This window comes from Streptomyces sp. NBC_00414, from assembly GCF_036038375.1.
Classification (GTDB): Bacteria; Actinomycetota; Actinomycetes; order Streptomycetales; family Streptomycetaceae; genus Streptomyces.
This window is the reverse complement of record NZ_CP107935.1, coordinates 1395535-1411137: the sequence shown is the minus strand read 5'-3', so window position 1 is coordinate 1411137 and position 15603 is coordinate 1395535. Positions and strand designations below refer to the sequence as shown.

Annotated in this window: 13 protein-coding genes; 7 read left to right on the top strand and 6 right to left on the bottom strand. The window is 72.0% G+C overall.

Features of this window, described 5'->3' with window-relative positions:
* Positions 1-23 precede the first annotated feature (23 nt).
* Together OHS59_RS06205 and OHS59_RS06200 are read right to left on the bottom strand one after the other, a co-directional pair.
* Positions 24-1613, bottom strand: coding sequence for a purine-cytosine permease family protein (locus OHS59_RS06205; protein WP_328492388.1), 1590 nt, complete (start codon positions 1611-1613; stop codon positions 24-26).
* A 241-nt stretch (positions 1614-1854) separates the two neighbouring features.
* A complete protein-coding gene (locus OHS59_RS06200) occupies positions 1855-2424 on the bottom strand; it encodes a hypothetical protein (protein WP_328492387.1) in 570 nt (189 codons plus the stop codon).
* Between the two features lie 307 nt (positions 2425-2731).
* Here OHS59_RS06200 and OHS59_RS06195 point away from each other — a divergent pair, with 307 nt between their 5' ends.
* Positions 2732-3160, top strand: a complete 429-nt coding sequence (locus OHS59_RS06195) for a protease inhibitor (RefSeq protein ID WP_328492386.1) — start codon at positions 2732-2734, stop codon at positions 3158-3160.
* Positions 3161-3306: 146 nt separating this feature from the next.
* On the opposite strand, the gene OHS59_RS06190 is transcribed toward OHS59_RS06195, so the two are convergent.
* A complete protein-coding gene (locus OHS59_RS06190) occupies positions 3307-3516 on the bottom strand; it encodes a hypothetical protein (RefSeq protein ID WP_328492385.1) in 210 nt (69 codons plus the stop codon).
* A gap of 157 nt (positions 3517-3673) precedes the next feature.
* Here OHS59_RS06190 and OHS59_RS06185 point away from each other — a divergent pair, with 157 nt between their 5' ends.
* Positions 3674-4405 (top strand): MerR family transcriptional regulator, encoded by a 732-nt coding sequence (locus OHS59_RS06185; protein WP_328492384.1) that lies wholly within the window; start codon positions 3674-3676, stop codon positions 4403-4405.
* Positions 4406-4471: 66 nt separating this feature from the next.
* On the opposite strand, the gene OHS59_RS06180 is transcribed toward OHS59_RS06185, so the two are convergent.
* On the bottom strand, positions 4472-4858 hold the full coding sequence (locus tag OHS59_RS06180) for an STAS domain-containing protein (protein WP_328492383.1): 387 nt from the start codon (positions 4856-4858) through the stop codon (positions 4472-4474).
* Positions 4859-5118: 260 nt separating this feature from the next.
* Here OHS59_RS06180 and OHS59_RS06175 point away from each other — a divergent pair, with 260 nt between their 5' ends.
* The 5 genes from OHS59_RS06175 to OHS59_RS06155 all read left to right on the top strand — a co-directional run bounded on the left by OHS59_RS06175 (position 5119) and on the right by OHS59_RS06155 (position 10955).
* The gene (locus OHS59_RS06175) at positions 5119-5592 is read left to right on the top strand and encodes a hypothetical protein (RefSeq protein WP_328492382.1); all 474 of its coding nucleotides are present in this window, start codon (positions 5119-5121) and stop codon (positions 5590-5592) included.
* A 162-nt stretch (positions 5593-5754) separates the two neighbouring features.
* The gene (locus OHS59_RS06170) at positions 5755-6288 is read left to right on the top strand and encodes a GNAT family N-acetyltransferase (RefSeq protein WP_328492381.1); all 534 of its coding nucleotides are present in this window, start codon (positions 5755-5757) and stop codon (positions 6286-6288) included.
* 72 nt (positions 6289-6360) lie between these two features.
* Positions 6361-7857: an ABC transporter substrate-binding protein gene (locus OHS59_RS06165; RefSeq protein WP_328492380.1), complete on the top strand. Its 1497-nt coding sequence runs from the start codon at positions 6361-6363 to the stop codon at positions 7855-7857.
* A 16-nt stretch (positions 7858-7873) separates the two neighbouring features.
* Positions 7874-9634, top strand: coding sequence for an ABC transporter permease subunit (locus tag OHS59_RS06160; protein ID WP_328492379.1), 1761 nt, complete (start codon positions 7874-7876; stop codon positions 9632-9634).
* A complete protein-coding gene (locus tag OHS59_RS06155) occupies positions 9627-10955 on the top strand; it encodes an MDR family MFS transporter (protein WP_328492378.1) in 1329 nt (442 codons plus the stop codon). Before OHS59_RS06160 ends, OHS59_RS06155 begins: the two co-directional genes overlap by 8 nt.
* A 203-nt stretch (positions 10956-11158) precedes the next feature.
* Here OHS59_RS06155 and OHS59_RS06150 read toward each other — a convergent pair whose 3' ends face one another.
* Together OHS59_RS06150 and OHS59_RS06145 are read right to left on the bottom strand one after the other, a co-directional pair.
* Positions 11159-12667, bottom strand: coding sequence for an MFS transporter (locus tag OHS59_RS06150; protein WP_328492377.1), 1509 nt, complete (start codon positions 12665-12667; stop codon positions 11159-11161).
* Positions 12668-12826: 159 nt separating this feature from the next.
* Complete coding sequence (locus OHS59_RS06145) at positions 12827-15595, bottom strand: NHLP bacteriocin export ABC transporter permease/ATPase subunit (RefSeq protein WP_328499074.1); 2769 nt, start codon at positions 15593-15595, stop codon at positions 12827-12829.
* Positions 15596-15603 lie beyond the last annotated feature (8 nt).

The following is a 15603-nucleotide window of genomic DNA, read 5'->3' as shown; positions in this document are numbered from 1 at the left end:
ACGGGGCAGAGCGCCGTCGGCCGTCAGGAGCCGTCGGCCGCCATCGCCTTCGCGCTCGCCCCGGCGTCGGTCCCGCTTCCCGGCCCGGTGATCGGCGGTACCGGCACGTCGACGGTACGGACGAGCCGCGCACCCTCGGGCCCGTACGCCGCCCTCGGCTCGGGGAAGAACCACAGCAGCCCCAGGAACAGGACGGCCGCGACGGCCATCGAGATCGGCAGACCGATGTCGACCCCGCCGGCCAGATCGCCGAGCGGTCCCACGAACTGGCCGGGGATGTTCGTAAAGAGGACACCGAGCAGCGCGGAGACCCACCAGGCGGTCATGCCACGCCAGTTCCAGCCGTGCGCGAACCAGTAACGGCCACCGCGCTGGCGCCGGTTGAAGACCTGGAGCGCGTCGGGGTCGTACCAGCCGCGCCGGGTGAGGAAGCCCAGCATCATCACGACCATCCACGGCGTCGTACACGTGATGATCATCGTGGCGAACGTCGAGATGCTCTGGACGAGGTCGAAGCCGAAGCGGCCCACGAAGATGAACACGATGGACATCACGCCCACCAGCACCGTCGCCCGCACCCGGGACAGCCGGGGGAACACGGAGGAGAAGTCGAGCCCCGTGCCGTACAGCGCGGTCGTGCCCGTCGCCATGCCGCCGATCAGCGCGAGCAGACACACCGGCAGGAAGAACCAGCTCGGCGAGATGGCCAGCAGCCCGCCGACGAAGTTCGGGGCCTCGGGATCCACGTACTCCGGGGCCTTGGCGGCGATGATGCTCGCGGTCGCCAGGCCGAAGACGAACGGCAGCAGCGTCGCGATCTGCGACAGGAAGGCCGCCCCGACCACCCTGCGGCGCGGTGTGCTGGCCGGGATGTAGCGCGACCAGTCGCCGAGGAACGCGCCGAACGACACCGGGTTCGACAGCACGATCAGCGCGGAGCCGATGAACGACGGCCAGAACAGATCCCGCGTCGCCGCGTCGGCCGACGCCGTGAAGACTCCCGCGTACGAGGCGTCGAAGTCCCCGGCGAACGCCACCAGGCCGAGCAGGAACAGCAGGGTCGCCGCGGCCACCGCGATCTTGTTGACGAACAGCATGAAGCGGAACCCGTACACGCACACCGCGAGGACCAGGACGGCGAACAGCGCGTACGCGACGACGTACGACAGGTCGCTGCGCTCCAGGCCGAAGAGCCGGTGCGCGCCGCCGACCAGGGCGTCGCCCGAGCTCCACACCGAGATGGAGAAGAACGCGATCGCCGTGAGCAGCGACAGGAACGAGCCGACGACCCGGCCGTGCACGCCCAGGTGCGCGGAGGAGGAGACGGCGTTGTTCGTGCCGTTGACCGGTCCGAAGACCGCCATCGGGCACAGGATCAGCGCGCCCGCGACCACTCCGAGGACTGTCGCCGCGAGCCCCTGCCAGAAGGAGAGCCCGAAGAGGATGGGAAAGGCGCCCAGCACACAGGTGGAGAAGGTGTTGGCGCCGCCGAAGGCGAGCCGGAAGAGGTCGAGCGGACTCGCGCTGCGGTCCGCGTCGGGGATCCGCTCGACACCGTACGGCTCGACCTCGGTGAGCGACGGCGGTGGCGTGGCGGGGGAGTTCTGGGACAAGGAGGGGCTCCAGCGGAGGACCGGCCACGAAGGGCTGGGCGGGGGAGCGCGTGGTGACGCGACGGGCCGGACGGCGTGTCGCTGTCGCGAGGGTGCGCGCAGCGTGGGGAAGCCGTCCCTTGGTGCGGTGGTCTGCCGAAACTATGGGGCGGACCGAGAGCCGCACCAGTGGACGAACCATCCGTCTTCATGGTCCGCAATGGACGAATACTCCACCCGCTGGAGGCGGTGCCCGGTGCGGTCAGTTGTCGTCGGGGGTGGTGGCCGGCTTGTCCTCGGGGCTGGGGTCCGGTCCGTCGGGGCCCTGCGCGCGGACCCGCCGCACATGCTCCAACGAGTCCCGCAGCTCGGTGAGCCAGTCGTCCGTGTGGCGCTCGACGAGGCGTACGCACCAGGCGAGGGCGTCGCTGCGGCTGCGGGCGACACCGGCGGCGATCAGGGTGTCGAGCACCTGGCGCTGGGGCTGGCGCAGCCGGGTCATGACGGGTGCGGCGACATGGGTGAAGAGGGCGCGCTCGCCCCCGCACTCGACGCCCCACGAGACCTTCTTCCGGAAGCGGTGCTCGGCCTCTTGGGCCACGGCCACGCGGGCGTCACGGGTGCGCTCGCGGAACTCCTGGATCCGGGAGCCGACGGCGGCCTCCCGCTCGGCGTCCGAGAGACCCTCGGCGAGCCGGGGTTCGGGGATCCGGCCGACGACGGTGATCTCCTCACGGTCGACCGTGACCTCGCCGAGGCTCTCGAAGAGGTCGTCGGGCAGACGGCCGGCGAACCAGCCGCGCAATGTCTCGTGCTGTTCGGCTGTAATCATGTAATGACGATTACTCGCTTGCCCCCACGACGCAAGGGGGCGGCGCTCAGCCCCAAGCGGAATGTTTCAGGCCTATTGCTGAGCAGGGGATATCCGGCCAGCGGGCTCTCGGGGCGACCCGGCGCCCGCTCAGTTCCAAGGGTGACGTGTTCGATTTCCGTCACTTCGCGCCACTGATTCAATACGCAATGTTACTGAAACGCGTGGGGTCGACGTGTGTTTCCGCCGTGGACTCGGCAGACTCGCGCTCGCCGCACCGGCAACACCGATCCGGTGCGGCGATCAACCGAGCGGAAGGATGCACACAATGCCGAACACCGCGCGCTGGGCAGCGACGATCACCCTGACGGCCACCGCCGTCTGCGGTCCCCTTGCCGGGACCGCCCTCGCCGACCCTTCGCCGACCGCGCTCTACGCCCCCTCGTCCCTGGTGTTCACCACGGGCCACGGTGAGATCGCGGCCGAAGCCACACCTGAACGCGCGGTCACCCTGAACTGCGCGCCGACGGCCTCGGGGACACACCCGGCCGCGGCGGCCGCCTGCGGCGAACTGCGGGCTTCGGGCGGGGACTTCGACGCCCTGCCGACCAGATCCGAGGTCCTGTGCACCCGTGAGTACGATCCCGTCGTCGTCACGGTCGACGGTGTCTGGCAGGGCAAGCGGGTCTCCTACGAGCGCACCTTCTCCAACGAGTGCGTGAAGAACTCCTACGGGATGGCCGTCTTCACGTACTGAGGGGCCGGGGTCGCGCGGTCTTCCGAGTGCGTCGACGGAGGCCCGCAGATGCGGATGGGGAGTGCGAGTCCCGTCGCGGAGTGCCGCGCGACCTCGCAACAGGGGCCGGCGGAGACGGAGTGGGGCCGTCTCCGCCGGCCCTGGCGTCATTTCCGAACGCCGGAGCCGCTCGGAGCGGTGATGTTCCAGGCCCCGACCTCGCGATGTGCGGAGTCGTAGAGGGCCGACCCGTCACCGGGCCTCAGCTCGTAGTGCTGGAGGTTCCCGCCCCAGTAGCGCAGGATCCGCCCCAGCTCCTGGGCCGCGTTCCCGTCCCAGGCGGTGTCTCCCATGTCGACTTCGAGAGTGAACTTCATGCGGGCGCTCTCCACTTCGGAGGTTTCGGGGGTCCGTGTGTCTTCAATCGTTCCATTGAATTGCTTTGTGAGACTTGGACCGGCGAACGGCCTGTTCCAGCGGGTGTCGTACGGTGAAACCCTCAACAGCGGTAAGGGACGAGCGTGAGGAGACGGAGTGGGTGACCGGCTCCGGGCCGTCGATCTCGCGCGGGCGGCCGGTATCTCGACCCAGCAGGTCCGCAACTACGTGGAGACGGGCATGCTGCCGCCCGTGGAGCGCACGGAGAGCGGCTACCGCGTGTTCACGGACGTGCACGCGTACGCGCTCACGGCGGCCCGTTCGCTCGCCGCCGGGCACGGCTGGCCGACGGCCGGCGCGATCATGCGTGCGGTGCACGGCGACGATCTGGAGACCGCCCTCGCCGTACTCGACGCGAGCCATGCCGAACTCCACCGGGAGCGGCGCGAACTCGCCCAGGTCCTTGGCATGTTGGACACACTGGTCACGCTCGACACCCCGTCGACGCCGACGCCGACCTCGACGAATCGTGGTGGTCTGCGTATCGGTGAGGTGGCCGACGCCGTCGGCGTACGGACCCCCGTGCTGCGGCTGTGGGAGGCCCGCGGACTGCTGCGGCCCACGCGTGAGAAGTCCACCGGCTACCGCACCTACTCCGCGTCCGAGGTCCGGCTGGCCCGGATCGTCGCTCTCCTGCGGCGCGGCGAGCATCCCTTCACCGCCATCGGTTCGGTCCTGACCGAGCTGCGTACCGGCGGAAGCCCTGATCGTGTACGGGCCGAACTGGCCGGTCGTGAGCGTGAGTTGCGGCGCCGCAGCCTGACCCGGCTGCGAGGCTCGGCCGCGCTCGACGCCTATCTCGGACGCCTCGGGAGGACGGTTCCGTAGATCCCCCCGGCGGATTCACCCAGTCGCCAAGGTCGTCACGGTCGTGCGGCTCTTCGGCGGATCCGCTCAGCCGTTTCCCGGAGGGGGCCCGGGAGGAAGGTGAGGCAGGGGCGGGAAGCGGTCGAGGAGGCCGCAGGCGCGTAACAGGCGGTGGATACGGGACTGGTCGGAGACCAGGCGGAGGGCACCGCCCAGCTCTCTGGCCCGCCGCTCGGCCCGGCACAGCACCCGCAGGCCCGAGCAGTCGAAGAAGTCGACCCCGCGCAGGTCCACCACGACCTGGGGTGTCCCGTCCGCGGTCAGGGTGTCCAGGTGCTCGCTCAGGGCACCGGCCGTCGCCATGTCGATCTCGCCCAGCACTTCGACGACCGTGAACCCGGGGCCGGGGTGGCTGCGGGCGTACGGATTCGCCGGGGGCGGCCCGGCGGCATGGTCATGGGGTTGGGGTGGCATGTCGGCTCCACCTCGTACAGGGGCGGGCGTATTCGATCTCGGTTGCTACCCGTAACGCGCCGGAACCATCCATACCGTCCTCAATGCAAGATCTAGTTCACTCGACCTGGTGAATTTCAGCTATAGCGATTGACTTTTGGTCTTTATGTTTGCTCAACGCGCCCTGTTCACCCGTGTGTTGTGGACGTACAGTCGCCGTGCTGCCCCAGCCCCTGGCCGCACCACTTCTCGTACGACTGTCTGGCCAAGGAGGGTTGGCGGTGGGAACGCCGGTACGCGCTTCCTCGGACGGACCTGCGCTGCTCACCGAGCACGGGCTCATGGAGCCCGTTCGGGAGATGGAGTTCACGGCCCATTTCGCGCGGGCGGACGGGGAGTTCGCGGCCCAGGCGGCCGCCGTGGCGGTGACGCAGGTGATCGACGCCCCGCTGTCGTTCGTCTCCCCGGTCCTCGACGCGGGCTGCTCCGCGAGCCGATGCCTGCTGGCGCGCAGCGCCGCCGACACCTGCCGGATCGTTCTCACCGCGGATCCTTCGGGCATCACCGTCGCGGCCACCGACGACGTGGCGGTCTCGCTGGACGCGGGTGACCCGGCCGGTGCCAAGAACCTGCCGCTGCTCGCCGTCGTCGACGGACTGAACGTGCACCACGGCCCCGACGGACATGTCTGGGTCGTGTGGAAGGGATCGTGGCGCCGGACCGGCCCGACCCCGGGCGCCCCCGCGAAGTCCTGACCCGCCATCCCGTACCGGGCTGACCCCCGTGGTCTCGACATGCATCCCCTTCTGGGCCGGCCCGCGAGGTCCTGACGCGCCTGTCCACCGGCCGGGCCCGTGCGGTCTTGACGCACCCGCCCCCAGGCGGAGCCGTACATCCTTAATGCATATGATGCGCAAGTGCGTGACTACTGCATAAGAACGGCGACCCCCGACGACGTCGACGGCGCCCGCTCCGTGATGCTCGACACCGTGTACCGCGACTTCGGCACGGGCTACGTACCTCGCTGGCACCGGGACATCGTCGACCTCCACGGCACCTACCTCGCGCCCGTCCGCCACACCCTGCTGGTCGCGGTCGACCGGCGGGACGGCACGGTGGCCGCGACCGCCGCGCTCGACTCCCGCGGCCCGGCCCACCCGCCGAACCCGCGCCACCTGGCCGAGCGCTACCCCTCCGGCGAGACCGCCCAGCTGCGCCGGGTCTACGTCCGCCCCGAGGACCGCAGACAGGGCCTGGCCCGACAGCTCGTGTCGGGGCTGCTCGACTTCGCGGCGGCCGACGGCGGCTATCGCTCCGTCTATCTGCACACCGATCCGGCGGTGCCCGGAGCCGAGGCGTTCTGGCGTTCGCTGGGCAAGGCGGTCCACGACGAGCGCGAGGAACCCGGCGGGGGCCAGGGAATCGTGCACTTCGAAGTTCCCCTGCCCTGAAGGCGTACGTGCTCCTGCCCTGAAGGCGCGCCCCGTCCGCACAAGGCACCCCCGTCCTGAACGAAAGTGACCATGCCTCCTCTTCCCCGCCGTCGCAGGTTCGCCGCCGGACTGCTGCTCGCCCCCCTGCTCACCGGCTGCTTCGCCGCCGGCGGTGGCGGCGGGTCCTCCGACGGCCCGGAAGGCTCCCGGCTGAAGGTCGCGCTCGCCTTCCCGCCCGCCGAGAACTTCTCCCCGTACGGTGCCGACGCCACCCTCCTCACCAGGCTCGGTGTCACCGAGGGACTGACCCGCCTCGACGCCAACGGCGCCGCCGCCCCCGCGCTCGCCGAGTCGTGGACCCGCGAGAACGACCGCGGCTGGCTGTTCACCCTGCGGGACGCCGGCTTCCAGGACGGCACCGAGGTCACCCCGAAGGCCGTCGCCGCGGCCCTCACCCGTGCCGCGGGCGCCGACCCCGTGACCGCCGCCCTCTCGGGAGTCGAGCTCACCGCCGAAGCCGTGGACGGCGGCCGGGTACGGGTGAGCACCGCCGACCCCGACCCGGCCCTGCCGCTGCGCCTGTCCAGCCCCGGCCTGGTGATCCTCTCGCCCGGGGCGTACGCGAAGAAGGACGCGGTCAGCCCCGTCGGCACCGCCACCGGCCCCTTCGAACTCACCGAGGTCACCGGCACCACCGCGGCCACCCTCGACCGCTTCGACGACTACTGGGGCGGCCGCGCCCAGGCCTCCGGCGTCGACGCGAAGTTCATAGCCGACGGCACCGCCCGGACGAACGCGCTGCGCACCGGCGAGGCCGACATCGCCGAGGCCGTACCCGTCTCGCAGGCGGCCTCCCTCGACAAGGCGACCCGCCGCGAGACCGCCACCACCCGCACCACCAGCCTCCTGCTCAACACCAGGTCGGGCGCCTTCAAGAACGCGAGGACGCGGGCCGCCGCCCGTGCGGCGATCGACACCTCCGCCCTCGCCAAGGGCGTCTACGAGGGACACGCCGACTCCGGCGTCGGCGTCTACGGGCCCGCCCTGACCTGGGCGGCCGACAAGCGTGTGAAGCCGGCCGGCCGGGCCGCGGCGGGCGCCGCCGGGAAGACGCTCACCGTGGCCACGTACGACAACCGGCCCGAACTGCCCGAGGTCGCCCAGGTGCTGAGGCAGCAGCTGGAGAAGGCCGGGTTCACGGTGAGGCTGGAGGTGCGCGAGTACTCGCGGCTGGAGAGCGACGCGCTGGCCGGGAAGTTCGACGCGTTCGTGTCCGCCCGCAACACCATGCTCGACACCGGCGACCCCGTCTCCATCCTCGCCAGCGACTACACCTGCGAGGGCAGCTACAACCTGGCCCTCCTGTGCGACAAGAAGGTCGACAAGGCCGTCTCCGAGGCCGAGTCGATCAGTGACACCGCGAAGCGGCAGGACGCGGCGATGACCGCCGAGGCGGCGATCCTCGCTACGGACGCCGTCGTGCCGCTGGTCCACCAGCGGATCATCACGGGCGTCGGCGCCGAGGTCGGCGGGGTGCTCCTCGACCCGTACGAGCGAGGCCTCGTCGGCGTCGGCACCCGGCGCTGACGGGCGGACGGCTCACGTGCTCAAAGCCGCTCTCCGAGGCGGGGCGCCGGTGCTGCTCTGGCGCGCCGCCCTCGTCGCCGCCCTGCTGTGCGGCGTCGGGCTGCTGCCGTGGCTCTCGCGCACGGACCCGGCGCTCACCGTCCTCAGGGCGCGGTCCGCCGAGCGCACCGCGACCCCCGAGGTACTGGACGCGATCCGGGCGCAACTCGGCCTGGACGCCGGACCGGTGCGGCTGCTGGGCGACTGGCTCGGCGGCCTGCTGCACGGTGACGCGGGCCGCTCGTGGATCTCCGGCGCCGAGGTCACCCCGTCGGTCCTCCAGGCGCTCGGGGCCTCGCTGCTGCTGATGGGCGGGGCACTGGCCGTCGCCGCCGTCACGGCGGCCGGCGTGTGCGCGCGGACCCTGCGTCTCGGGGCCGGCCGACGACTCGACGAGCGGCGTACCGCGGGCAGCGGCTCGGCGCTCCTGGCCACCCTGCCCGACTTCCTGACCGCCTCGGTGCTCGCCTCCGTCGTCGGCGTGCGGCTCGGCTGGCTGCCCGCCCTCGGCTGGTACGGCCCCCGGTGGATGGTGCTGCCCGCCCTCTCGCTCGGCCTGCCCGCGGGCGCGCTGCTCGGGCGGATGCTCGACGACCTCCTGCCGGGCGCGTTCGCCGAACCGTGGGCGCCGGCCGCCGCCGCGCGCGGAGTCCGCGGCCGGACCGTCGCACGGCAGGCGCTGCGCCGCTGTGTGCCCGGACTGCTGCCCAACGTGGGGCTGTTCGTCGTCGGCTTGACCGGCGGCGCGGTCGCCGTGGAGCAGATCTTCGACATCCCGGGCCTCGGACGGCTCTCGCTCCAGGCCGCCGTGGCGCAGGACCTGCCCGTCCTCCAGGCCGGCACCCTGGCCCTCGTCGTGCTGGCGGCGGCCGTCGGCGGCCTCGCCCGTCTCGGCGCGCGCCTCCTGATCGGCCCGGCCCTGCGCGACGGCGCGCTGCCCTCACTGCACCGCCCGACACCGTCCCGCCCCACGCCACAGCCCCTGCTGTACGGGGGACTGCTGCTGGCCGTCATCGCGCTGGGCCTCGCCCGGGACCCGCTGGCCCTGGACACCACGGCCCGGCTCAGGGCCCCTTCCCGGGCGCACCCGTTCGGCACGGACGCGCTGGGGCGCGATGTACTGGCCCGGGTCGGCCACGGAGCACTGGACACCCTGGCCCTGGCCGCCGCCGTCAGCGCCGCCGCGCTGCTCCTCGGCGCGACCCTGGGGCTGCTGCCGCGGTTCTCCGGACCGCTCGCCGACACGGTCAACGCCGTACCGCCGGTCCTCGCCGCACTCCTGGTCACCGCGGTCGCGGGCAGCGGTCCCGCCACCCCGGCCCTCGCGGTCACCGCCGTCGCCTGGGCGCCCCTCGCCGCCCACACCTCGGCCCTGCTCCGGCAGGAGCGGGCCACCACGCACCTCGCGGCGACCCGGGGCCTCGGCGCCACCTCGCTCCAACTGCTCCGCCACGACCTCCTCCCGGCCGTCCTGCCCCCCGTCCTGCGCCACGCGCTGCTGCGCCTGCCCGGGGTGGCCCTGTCCCTCGCGGCCCTCGGCTTCCTCGGCCTCGGCGCGCAGCCGCCGTCCCCGGAGTGGGGCCTGCTCCTCGCCGAGAACCAGCCGTACGCGGAACGGGCACCCTGGGCGTCACTGGCACCGGCCGCCGCGCTCGCCCTCCTGGGGGCCGTCGCGGTCACGGCCGGTGGCGGGGTCCGGTGGCCCCGGGCCCCGCGCGTACCGCGCCGCCATGTCTGAGCCGCAACCTCCACCGCCTCCGCGGGACCTGGGCGGCGGCGCCACCGACGCGGGCCACCCTCCACGGAGAACCCGCTCCCTCCGTTCCCGCTCCCTCCGCACCTTCACCTCCCTCTCACCGCTGCTGCGCCTGCTCGTCCTCACCCAGCTCGCCTTCAACATCGGCTTCTTCGCGGTCCTGCCCTTCCTCGCCGAACACCTGGGCACGGCGATCGGCATGGCGGGCTGGCTGGTCGGCCTCGTCCTGGGCCTGCGGACCTTCAGCCAGCAGGGGCTGTTCGTGGTGGGCGGCGCGCTGGCGGACCGGTACGGGGTGCGTCCCGTGGTGCTCGCCGGATGCGTCCTGCGGATCGCCGGCTTCGGCTGGCTCGGCTACGCGCGGACCACCTGGACGGTCGTCGCGGCCGTACTGCTGATCGGTTTCGCCGCCGCGCTGTTCTCACCCGCGGTCGAGTCCGAGGTGGCCCGGCAGGCGGTGTGCAGGGAGGGGGCGGGGGAGGGTCCGCGGACGCACGTGCTGGCGCTGTTCACGGTGGCGGGCCAGGCCGGCGCGTTCCTCGGCCCGTTCATCGGGGCACTGCTGCTTGCCGTGGACTTCCGCGCGGTCTGCCTCGCCGGGGCGGGCGTCTTCGTGCTCGTCCTGGCGGGACACGCGTGGCTACTGCCGCAACGCATCCCCGGCAGGGCACACGTACGTTCCCGTGGCGGGCTCCGGCGCCTGCTGCGCATCCGGCGCTTCCTCGCCCTGTGCTGCGCGTACGGCGCCTATCTGCTGGCGTACAACCAGCTGTACCAGCTGCTGCCCGTCGAGGTGGAGCGCGCGGCGGGCTCACAGGCGCCGCTGGCCTGGCTGTTCGCGCTCTCCTCGCTGCTGGTCGTGACGGCCCAGCTGCCCGTCACACGCTGGGCGGGCGACCGGCTCGACCTGCGCCGGTCCATGGCGACGGGGCTGCTGCTCATCTCGGCCGGGTTCGCGGTCGTGGCCGCGGCCCGGCCCGCCGGATGGACGGGAACCGTGGGGCTCCTGCCCGTGGCCGGTTACGTCGTCCTGCTCACCCTGGGGCAGATGCTGGTCGCACCCGCGGCCCGCGCCTGGGTCCCCGACCTGGCCGAGAGCGGCAGACTGGGTCTTTACACGGGCGCCCTCTCCTCGGTCTCCGGCCTCATGGTCCTGATCGGCAGCGCGGCGACCGGCTCCCTCCTGGACACGACCTTGCCACCGGCCGTTCCCTGGCTGCTCCTGGCAACGATCGCGGCAACAGCGACAGTGCTCCTACCCCGCCGACCAGACGCAGAAGCCGGGGCGAAGCCCCGCTCTTGAGGGGCGCGGGGAACGGCGCGCTCAGCCTGGACGCGGCTGAAGCGAACAGCTGGGGTGCAGCCCGGCTGGGTAGGGGCGGGGGACCGGCGCACCCAGCCCCCACGCCGCCGCCCAGCCGCCCACACCGCCCCGCCCTCCCCGAAGGGGGCGGCAAAGAGGGGCCGCCGTCTCCCTGAAGACGGCGGCCCCTCAGTTCGGGTGGCTCACATGTGGACGACAGGCGCCGCGTCAGGATCCTGCTCCGGAACCCCGGGCCGGAACAGCAGGAACGTGATCAGCGCACCGGCGGCGAAGAACCCGGCCGACCACCAGAACGCGGTGGTGTAGCTCTCGATCGAGGACTGCGCCCGGACCAGCGGATCGGTCGCGTCCCTGCCGACCAGGAAGCTGGCCGCGGCACTCGCGGCGAGCGTGTTCAGGAGCGCGGTACCGATGGAACCACCCACCTGCTGCATGGTGTTGACGGTGGCCGAGGCGACCCCCGCGTCCTCCGCGGCGACCCCACTCGTGGCCAGGGCCATCGCGGGCGGCATCACGATGCCGAGTCCGGCGCCCATCACGAGCAGCGGCGGCAGAACGGCGGTCGAGAAGGCGGAGTCGACGTCGATCGCGGTCAGCCAGACCATCGCGACCGTGGCGAGCGCGAAGCCCGCCGGAATGACGGTCTTCGGGCCGATACGCGGGACCAGGATCGTCGTGGACACCTGGGCCATGACCATCAGGGCGGCCATCATCGGCAGGAAGGCCACACCGGTCCTGGTCGGGCTGAAGCCCAGGTTCAGCTGCAGGTAGTAGGTGAGGAAGAGGAAGACACCGAACATGCCCGCACCGGTCACCAGGACGGCGATGAAGGAGGCCGCACGGGTGCGGTCAAGCAGCACGCGCATCGGCAGCAGCGGGTGCGCGGCACGGGTCTGCCACCAGCCGAACACCGCCAGGAGCACACCGCCCGCCACCAGGAAGCCCCAGGTCAGCGGGGAGCCCCAGTCGTGCGTCTCGGCGTTGGAGAAGCCGTACACCACGGAGAAGAGACCGGCGGAGACCAGCAGCGCGCCCGGCAGGTCCAGCTTGGAGTTCGCGGCGTCACGGTGGTTGTTCAGCAGCACCCAGCCACCCGCGAAGGCGGCGACGGCGAAGACGACGTTGACGTACAGGGTCCAGCGCCAGTCCAGCGCGTCCGTCAGTACACCGCCGAGCAGCAGCCCGAGCGCGCCACCGGCACCGGCGATGGCGCCGTACACGCTGAACGCCTTGGCGCGTTCCTTGGCGTCGGTGAACGTCGTGTTCAGCAGGGAGAGCGCGGCGGGCGCGAGGAGGGCGCCGAAGACACCCTGGAGGGCGCGGGCGACGACCAGCATCCCGAAGCTGTTGGCCGCGCCGCCGAGCACGGAGGCTCCGGCGAATCCGGCGACACCGATGAGGAAGGCGGGCTTGCGCCCGAAGAGGTCGGCGATGCGGCCGCCCAGCAGGAGCAGTGAGGCGAAGGCCAGCGCGTACGCGGTGACGATCCACTGGCGGTTGCCGTCGGTGAAGCCGAGGTCGGCCTGCGCGGACGGCAGCGCGATGTTCACGATGGTCGCGTCCAGCACCACCATCAGCTGCGCTATGCCGATGATCGCGAGGATCCACCACCGGTTCGCGGGGCGCGCCGCGCCGGGTGCGTCCTGGGCGCCCTTGCGGGCGTCCTCGGACAGGGTCTGTGTCTTGGACATGGGAGGACTCCAGGGAAAGTTCGCTCGGCACTGGATGCACGTAAACGAAACTGTTTCGTACTCTTCGAGGCTAGACCACTTTCATCGAAACGACAAAGTTTCGCTAGCGAGACGGACGTCACATGCCCGGCGGTCAACCCGGACGGCCGGTCCCGAGTCCTACCGCATCTGCCGGCGCACCAGCTCGTGCAGTCGGCCGCCCGTGTCCGCGAGCAGCTGCGCGGGCGAGCCCTGCTGGGCGATCCGGCCGTCCTCCATCACGATGACGCGGTCCGCGTCCATGACGGTGGACAGCCGGTGCGCGATCACCACGCGGGTGGCGTTGAGCGCGCGGGTGCTCTCGATGACCGTGCGCTGGGTCTCGTTGTCGAGGGCGCTGGTCGCCTCGTCGAAGAAGAGGATGCGCGGGCGGCGGATCAGGGCCTGGGCGATCATCAGACGCTGCCGCTGACCGCCGGAGACCGCGCCGCTGCCGGAGATGAGCGTGTGCAGCCCCATCGGCATGCGCCTGATGTCGTCGGCGAGCCCCGCCATCTCCGCGGCGGCCATCGCCTCCTCGGGCGTGTAGGGCTCCGTGCCGCAGATGACGTCCAGGATCGAACCGGTGAACGGCTGGGCGTGCTGGAGCACCACACCGCACTGGCGGCGCACGGCGGACTGGTCGAGCGCGGCCAGGTCCTGGCCGTCGTACAGCACACTGCCGGTGACCGGCTTGTCGAAGCCGATGAGCAGCCGCAGCAGCGTGGACTTGCCGCAGCCGCTCGGGCCGACGACCGCCACGAACTCGCCGGGCCGGATCGCGAAGGACAGGTCGTCGAGGACCAGCGGCCCGTCGTCGGTGTACCGGAACGACAGCTTCTTCGCCTCGATGGCACCGGACAGCTCGGCGGGGCGCGTGCTCGCCACCCGCACCTCCGGCTCCGCGTCGAGAACCGGCTTGATCTCCTCGAACATCGGCAGCGCGGCGACCATCGACACGGCGGAACCCGTCAGCTGGGTGACCGAGGTCAGCAGCATGGTCATCGAGGTGTTGAAGGTCAGGAAGGCGGCGGCCGACAGCGATCCGCGCGCCGGTCCCGCCAGCAGCATGAACATGATGAGCGAGCAGAACGGCAGATAGACGGAGCCCAGGACGGTCGTGAGGTTCTTGATCCGGCCCACCCGCTGCTGGAGCTCACGGCTGCGCGCGAACTCGCCCGCCCAGGCCGCGTACGCGTAGTTCTCCGCCGCCGCGACCCGCAGCTTCGGCAGGCCGCGCAGGGTCTGGAACGCCTGGTTGTTGAGCTTGTTGCTCAGCACGATCAGCCGACGCTGCCAGCGCACCTGCCACAGGCCGAGCCCGAGGAACACCCCGGCGATCACCACCAGCATGCCGATCGCGGCGAGCGCCATCGGAACGCTGAACCAGAACAGCAGCGCGAGGTTCATCGCGCCCACCGTGACCGACTGGACCACCACCGGGCCCAGGCCCGCCATCATGCGACGGATGGCGCTGATCCCCATGGCCGCGCTGGCCAGTTCGCCGGTGGAGCGCGAGGTGAAGAACTTCGTGGGCAGCCGCAGCAGCCGGTCCCACACGGCCGGCTGGAGCGTGGCCTCGATCCGGCCCTCGAGGCGCAGCATGGTGAGGTTCTGCATCAGCGTGAAAGCCGCCGACACCACACCGGCGATCATGATGGCCAGGCAGATCTGGACGATCAGGCTCTCCTGGGCCTTCGGTACGAACTCGCCCAGCACCTTCCCCGTCGCGATCGGCACCAGCGCGCCGAGCGCCACCGTCACCAGACCGCTGAGCGCGAGGTTGCGCATGTCCGAGCCGGTGCCCTGGAGACTGAACCGCAAGAGCCGCAGCGGGGTCAGCCCGCGCTCGGGCAGCGGCCGGTAGAACATCACCGCGCGCGGCTCGAACTCCGCCGCGTTGGCCTTCTCGACCGGTGTCTCCCGGCCGCTCGACGGATGCACCGCCACATATCCGCCGCGCCGCCACAGCAGGGCGGCCGGCGCCCCCGAGGCGACCCGGTGCCCGACCAGAGGTCCGACGTCGTCGTGCCACCAGCGCCCGTCGAGACGTACGGCACGGGCCCGGACCCGGGAGGCGAGCGCGATCCGCTCCACCGGGTCGAGGCGGTCGCTCTCCGTGCCGCCCTTCGCGGGGTCCGCGAGGGTGATCCCGGCCGCGCGGGCGACGAGCCGGCAGGCCGCGTACGTGGCATCGGCGTCGGCCGCGCCCGGACCCGGGCCCGAGCGCTTGGAGATGGAGGCGATCAGCGTACGGTCGGCCTGCGCGCGGACCGCCTCGCCCGCTTTGATGCCCGCGGCCGTCCGGGTCTCGTGGGTGCGTTCCAGCTGTTCGATCCAGCGGTCGAGCGTGGCCAGCAGGCGGTACTGCTGGTCGACCATCGTCTGCCACAGCGCCGGGTCCACCAGCAGGTCCGCCGCGGCCTCGGCGCCGTACAGGGAGCCGTACTGCACACTGCCGGGCGGCACCTGCGTCCACAGGATGTCCTCGTCGGTCAGGGCCGCGCCGCGCTCGGTGGCGAGCGGCGCCTCGAAGAGGATGGCGAGGCCCCGGCCGACGCCGAGGGAGAGGGCGTACTCCAGGGGGCTGGTCGACGGGGGCACGTACTGGGGGGTGCCGTACGCGTCGTAGGTCCAGGTCTCGGTCTGAGGGGGCTGATACAGCTCGCGCAGTTCGACGCGGCGCAGGACGCACTCGCGCAGCGGCCTGCCGACGAGCGTGTGCTGGGGTCCGGCGACCGGGCCGAGCAGCAGTGAACCCGCTTCGAGACGGCCGAGGTGGTGCCAGTGGCCCTGCTGGGCCGCGTCGACGGCGAAGAGGTCCATGGCCCCGGCCGCGACGAGCCACAGGACGTGCGGCCCTTCGAGGCCCAGGCGCGTGAGGCCCGAGCCGTCGACCGGGCTGCCCATGCCGCCGA

Excerpts from the sequence above, each read along its gene's own strand:
- OHS59_RS06200 (WP_328492387.1), bottom strand. The coding sequence starts at position 2,424 with ATGATTACAGCCGAACAGCACGAGACATTGCGCGGCTGGTTCGCCGGC.
- OHS59_RS06195 (WP_328492386.1), top strand. The coding sequence starts at position 2,732 with ATGCCGAACACCGCGCGCTGGGCAGCGACGATCACCCTGACGGCCACC.
- OHS59_RS06190 (WP_328492385.1), bottom strand. The coding sequence starts at position 3,516 with ATGAAGTTCACTCTCGAAGTCGACATGGGAGACACCGCCTGGGACGGG.
- OHS59_RS06180 (WP_328492383.1), bottom strand. The coding sequence starts at position 4,858 with ATGCCACCCCAACCCCATGACCATGCCGCCGGGCCGCCCCCGGCGAAT.
- OHS59_RS06165 (WP_328492380.1), top strand. The coding sequence starts at position 6,361 with ATGCCTCCTCTTCCCCGCCGTCGCAGGTTCGCCGCCGGACTGCTGCTC.
- OHS59_RS06155 (WP_328492378.1), top strand. The coding sequence starts at position 9,627 with ATGTCTGAGCCGCAACCTCCACCGCCTCCGCGGGACCTGGGCGGCGGC.
- OHS59_RS06150 (WP_328492377.1), bottom strand. The coding sequence starts at position 12,667 with ATGTCCAAGACACAGACCCTGTCCGAGGACGCCCGCAAGGGCGCCCAG.
- OHS59_RS06145 (WP_328499074.1), bottom strand. The coding sequence starts at position 15,595 with ATGGGCAGCCCGGTCGACGGCTCGGGCCTCACGCGCCTGGGCCTCGAA.